The sequence below is a fragment of the Lacimonas salitolerans genome (genome assembly GCF_042677865.1).
Classification (GTDB): Bacteria; Pseudomonadota; Alphaproteobacteria; order Rhodobacterales; family Rhodobacteraceae; genus Lutimaribacter; species Lutimaribacter salitolerans.
Genome location: NZ_JBHUDD010000116.1, coordinates 1 through 4,883, shown reverse-complemented (window position 1 = coordinate 4,883; position 4,883 = coordinate 1). Strand labels below are relative to the sequence as shown.

4 protein-coding genes are annotated in these 4,883 nt (G+C 58.9%); 3 read left to right on the top strand and 1 reads right to left on the bottom strand.

What is annotated here, in order from left to right; all coding sequences use genetic code 11:
* A partial coding sequence (locus ACFTOW_RS13920; protein WP_379916719.1) for a hypothetical protein occupies positions 1-604 on the bottom strand: 604 nt, incomplete at its 3' end.
* An 87-nt stretch (positions 605-691) separates the two neighbouring features.
* Between ACFTOW_RS13920 and ACFTOW_RS13915 the strand changes: the two genes are divergently transcribed.
* The 3 genes from ACFTOW_RS13915 to ACFTOW_RS13905 all read left to right on the top strand — a co-directional run bounded on the left by ACFTOW_RS13915 (position 692) and on the right by ACFTOW_RS13905 (position 4,591).
* Positions 692-2,047 (top strand): IS1380 family transposase, encoded by a 1,356-nt coding sequence (locus ACFTOW_RS13915; protein ID WP_379916717.1) that lies wholly within the window; start codon positions 692-694, stop codon positions 2,045-2,047.
* A 300-nt stretch (positions 2,048-2,347) separates the two neighbouring features.
* Positions 2,348-3,715, top strand: a complete 1,368-nt coding sequence (locus ACFTOW_RS13910; protein ID WP_379916715.1) for a hypothetical protein — start codon at positions 2,348-2,350, stop codon at positions 3,713-3,715.
* 111 nt (positions 3,716-3,826) lie between these two features.
* Positions 3,827-4,591, top strand: coding sequence for an RICIN domain-containing protein (locus tag ACFTOW_RS13905; RefSeq protein WP_366510472.1), 765 nt, complete (start codon positions 3,827-3,829; stop codon positions 4,589-4,591).
* The last annotated feature ends 292 nt before the right edge of the window (positions 4,592-4,883 follow it).

Below are 4,883 nucleotides of genomic sequence, written 5' to 3'. Positions count from 1 at the left end.
TCACGTCGTGACAACAACATCTGGTGCGACCCTGAACAGGCCAGTGCGCCTTAACCCACACAAATCGCGAAGGGACCAATATTTTCGGTAGATTTTCCCGTATTGAGATTATCTCTTTCAGATGTTCGTTGTCTAGATTTTTGATGCAATACGCCGCCACGGACATAAAGGCGGATTTCCATTGATATCCATTAAAAACATGGTAGTCCAGAAATAGAATTTCATTATTCAGCTCCCTGATTTCGTCTATTGAGCGATCTGCAATTAAGGGGTTTATATAAGGCTCATATCGAAAATGCGCTTTCTCGATCTCTGCAAGTATTTGCTCTTCAATTTCGCAAAGTGATTGGGCGTTCCTATCAATGAAGGCCACAAATCGTTCAATTTGATCACTGCGCCCATCCAGCACACCCTCGATCCCAGTAGGGCAACCATAAATGCTCTCCTGAATCCACCAAAGCTTTTCGTATGCTGCAGTCTTTGCTAGGATGTCTTTTTTGAAATCCCAGGCGGTGAGCTTTCGTGGTTCTGTTGTTTCTGTTGGTTGCGCCGCTTGTAGGCTGCTACTAAAAAAATTGATTTCATCTAGGATTTTTGCCCACATTCCCCAAGTAATCCGCTGATTTTGCTGTCGTGATCGTGTTATTTCCGATATGAATCATGGTGTTGACGGCTGCGAGGGGCGGGCTTCATGGATCACCCAGAGGGTGCGGGTTCGAAGCGGGCAGATCGAGTCGATTTCGACCGCCGGGTGCATGTGGAGTTCCGGGGTGCGCAGCTCAGTTCCGACGGCGGCCTGCTGGTGATGCGGGAACTGGACGACGCGCTCGGGTTGTCCGATCTGGCAGCAACAGCCCTGCGCGATACCCGACGCGGCAAGAACACGGTCCACCGTCTCGACGGCCTATTCCGGCAGTCGGTGTTCGGGCGACTGGCCGGATACGAGGATGTCAACGATGCCGACCGGTTGGCCCTCGATCCGATCATGCGTCAGGTCGTGGGTGGTCGGGCGGTCGATGCGCAAGCGGCCTCTGCCTCGCAGATGGGGCGGTTCGAGACCGAGACACTCGCTCTGGCCGAGAACCGTGCCGCGCTGTCCGACCTGAATGGACAATGGATCGACCGCTTTCATGATCGCAATGGGCTGAAGTACATCGTGCTGGACATGGACAGCTCGGTCAGTCCCACCCATGGCAATCAGGAGGGCGCGGCCTGGAATGGGCATTTCGACTGCACCTGCTATCACCCCAACTTCCTGTTCAACCAGTTCGGGATGCTGGAGCGCTGCGCCCTGCGCAACGGCAATGTCCACAGCGCCGATGGCTGGCGGGAAGTTCTCGACCCCGTCATCGCCCGCTACGCGGAGCGCGACCTTGGCGGCCGGTTCTTCCGGGCTGACGCCGCCTACGCAATCCCGGCGATCTATGAGCGGCTGGAAGAAGCCCGGTTCTTCTACGCCATCCGGCTGCCTGCAAACAACGTCCTGCGCGAGAAGATCGCGCATCGGCTGACGCGGCCCGTGGGACGGCCCTCCCTCACCAAGGTCAAACGCTTCTACGAAGACTTCGAGTATCAAGCGGCCTCTTGGGGCAAGGCGCGCCGCGTGATTGCCAAGATCGAATGGCATCCGGGCGAGCTGTTCCCGCGTGTCGGCTTCATCGTCACCAACCTGCCGATGGAGCCAGACTGGGTGGTGCAGTTCTACAACCAGCGCGGCACCGCCGAGCAGCACATCAAGGAAGGCAAATACGCCTTTCGCTGGACGCGGCTGTCATGCCGGAAGTTCCGCGACAATGAGGTGCGGTTGCAACTGCACGCGTTGGCCTACAACCTGGCCACCTTCCTGCGCTGCATAGAGTTGCCCGAGGCGATGGCCAACTGGTCGTTGACCAGCCTGCAACTGAAGCTGATCAAGATCGGCGCCCGCGTCGTCCGCCACGCCCGTGCCATCACCTTCCAACTGGCCGAGGTGGCCGTCACCGGCCCGATGGTGCGCGCCATCCTCGCCGCCATCCGCCGCCTTCGAGCGCCTCCGTCATGCACGTGACCGCAATCCGGCTCCAAACTGAACGAAAGCGGCAGGACAGGTCTGCCCGCTGCGCTGAAAAACACCACCGTCAAGCCAGATCATGGCGGTTTCCCGGTCCGATCCGCCCTTTTCCGGCAGCCCACCCGACCGCAGGCGCCGCTCCGGACGGAAAATGCTTGTCCAGAGGCCAGTTTAATGCGATCTTTACGTCAAACAGCATGCCACTTGGGGAATGTCGGTTCAAATCCCACCTGCCGGAGAATGTCATGCCTAAAAGTCGCTTCGGAGCTCACCGGAGCTCACCATTACTCTCCGTTGATGCTCATGGTTGCACTGTCGCTCGCATCTACTGGTACGGCCCAGGTGCAGAGCGAGAGAGAACTGTCTGCCTGCCCACTGCAGTATCCGTCTGGAGAATGGGACCGATGTATTGGTGTGTGGAATGCCCCTGAAGGTGACACGGTCTACTCGGGCGAGTTTGGTAACGGCACATTTCACGGTTATGGAGTGCTCTTCATCGGCCGTTCACGTTATTCGGGGCAGTTCCGACAGGGACGCATGCACGGTCAGGGTGTGTTGCTGTGGGACGACGGACAGATGTATGTCGGGAGTTTCGAAGAGGGCGTGATCTCGGGCTTCGGGCGCCTGCTTGCTGCCGATGGCCGAGAGGCGTTTGCCGGGCAGTTCGTCGATGGCGCCCCTGTACCCGATGAAACCGCGACAACCACACCGCATGCAGCAGCACTGGCCCAGCGAGCAGACGGGGAGTTCAGGGTCGGCGACGCGGTCGAAGTGGTGTCGAATGGCTTCTGGTATCCGGCGCGCATCAAGGCCGTCAATGGGCCCGGACAATGGCTGATCGGGTACGACCGATACAGCGAGAGCTGGGACGAGGTCGTGGGTCGAGACCGCATACGTGCTCGCGGGTCTGAGGCGACAACCTCAGCGGCGCAGGGTGGTGGGCAGCCCGCAGTGCAGGGCGGGCGGGCGAAAGCAATGGCGCCAGCCCCGCAGGCGCCAGCCGGAGGCTGGCCTGCGGTTCCGATGGGCGTAAACACGCCGGTCGAAGGTGTGTTCTTGACCGTAAGAACCTGGATGTCGGGCTCGGTCGACATGGAGGCGTGGTTTTTCACTCGCAACGGACGCTTTTCTCGCAGCCCGCGCGGCGGCATCTCGCTTCAGGCGCTCGCGACGCAGCAGACACCTGGCGAAGCCGAGGGCACCTATTGGATCGAAGACGGGGAGCTCGTACTCGCCTGGGCTGACGGACGAGAACCATGGCGATCGCCCTACAAGGCCGATCCCAATGCCCTGACGATCGGCACGCAGTTCGCCTCGAAGTGGAGCGGATTCCCCAAGGGATGGCGTCTCGACGGCGCCTACGAGGGAGGTGCTTCGATCGGGGGTGGAGCGCTGTCTTCGTCTAACACGCTTGTGTTTCGGAGCGATGGCTCGTTTTCGCGCCAGGCAGTCGTTGCCGTGTCGAGTGAAGGTCGGTCTTCGTCAGTGTCGGGAGGTGCGATGGGAGGGGCGACAGGTACCTACGAGTTCGACGAGTTTTCGCTGACTCTCAGAGAGAATGGCACGGAAGTCACCTATACGGTCTTCGGTTACGGTGAGCGTGATGCAGAGGGTCGCCCAGAGCAGCTTTTCTGGGAGAGACTTTTGATGTCTCGGTTGAACTGATGAATATCTTGATCCGTGCGGTCATGTGGCCCGGCCTCTTGACGCGGCATACCTTACGCTGGCCCTGATGAAGTCCGGGATGGGTGCTGTCAAAACTGCTTGGGCAAAGAAATGGCGCACAATTGGCGCTTTGGTGGACAACGAGGAGATCACGTCATGAAACGTTTCAAGTTGATTGCTCTTGGACTGCTTGTCTCAGGCTTGAGCGTCGCTGCTGCACCGCCGGCTCAGGCGCAGTCGATAGTGAGCCGGCTCGGTGGAGTTTGCATCGACGCTGAAGGTGGGGTGCGCGAAGGAGCGCGCCTGCTAGGATACCCTTGCCACGGTGGCACGAACCAGCAGTTCGAATTTGTGAACTCCCCCAATACACGCCTGCGTGTTAGGGGCACCGGGCTTTGCGCTTCGAGCGAAGGACGCCAGCAGGGGGCCGAGATCCGCCTCAGGCAGTGCGATATGTCGGCGGCAGGGAATGCCCGGCAGAACTTCGGGTGGTGGTCCATGGATGCCATCGGCCACAATAGTGGTTTCGTCATGGATCTCTCGGGGGGATGGGGGGGACAGGTCTGGTCCAGGTGGAGTGGGCAGACCCAGCCGATCGTGCTGTGGCGGTCGCATGGAGGCGAGAACCAGCAGTGGCGCTTTGCAGATTCCCCCCGGCCCCTCCCGCTGGCCCGCATCCCGAACTCGCAGCCTTACGTAGTGCCCGGTCACAAGGGGCTGCTAATCAATATTAATGGGCGTCCCCATGTCTACCCTCAAGGTTGCATGATTCAGAGCAGGTGCAATGTTCTGGCCGTCGATCCCGAGACTCTGATTGGGCTTGGTGATCGGGACGTTAAGGATCCTGTCCCTCCAAGCATCATCTTCGTGCGGTAGTCCGTGGCGCGTGTGACGTCAGCGCCCACCGGACAGATTTAGGGGTTTGAGCACGAAGACGTGTGTCGGTTCGCATCTGACATGGCCGCGCAGGGTGTTTCCCCATTTTGATATATTGACCGGAGTAGCATGATGTGGTTCACGGCTATTAATTTCTGAACTGTCATCTTGAAAATTATCATTAATTTCTGCAGCCAATTCTGCAAATAAATCGGGTCCCTTCGCGATTTGTGTGGGTTAAGGCGCACTGGCCTGTTCAGGGTCGCACCAGATGTTGTTGTCACGACGTGAG

What these genes read in the sequence shown, in the direction of transcription:
- ACFTOW_RS13915 (WP_379916717.1), top strand. Translation starts at nt 692, where the DNA reads ATGGATCACCCAGAGGGTGCGGGTTCGAAGCGGGCAGATCGAGTCGAT.
- ACFTOW_RS13910 (WP_379916715.1), top strand. Translation starts at nt 2,348, where the DNA reads ATGCTCATGGTTGCACTGTCGCTCGCATCTACTGGTACGGCCCAGGTG.
- ACFTOW_RS13905 (WP_366510472.1), top strand. Translation starts at nt 3,827, where the DNA reads ATGGCGCACAATTGGCGCTTTGGTGGACAACGAGGAGATCACGTCATG.